Here is a 243-nt window from a genome sequence, read left to right on the forward strand (position 1 = left end):
GAGCATTTCGCCCATGGAACGCATGATGAAGAAAACAAACAGCCCGGCAATAAAGTACGCCAGTAATACGGAAGGGCCTGACCACTTGAGCGTGCTTGCGGAGCCCATAAACAGGACCACGCCGATAGTGCCGCCCAGCGCTATCAGTTCAATATGACGAGCTTCCAGCCCACGCTGTAGCTCCTGTTTTTTCTCTGCCATAGATCCTCGATTGTGTTTGCTGTTTCCCGACTTAAGACCGGG

General features: G+C 52.7%; 1 pseudogene. It reads right to left on the reverse strand.

Going from position 1 to position 243, the window contains the following annotated elements:
* A pseudogene (locus SAZ04_RS22840) lies at positions 1–201 on the reverse strand (amino acid permease); the annotation flags it as partial.
* Positions 202–243: the final 42 nt, after the last annotated feature.

The organism is Halalkalibacter lacteus, from assembly GCF_036663595.1.
GTDB lineage: Bacteria > Bacillota > Bacilli > Bacillales > Bacillaceae_D > Halalkalibacter > Halalkalibacter lacteus.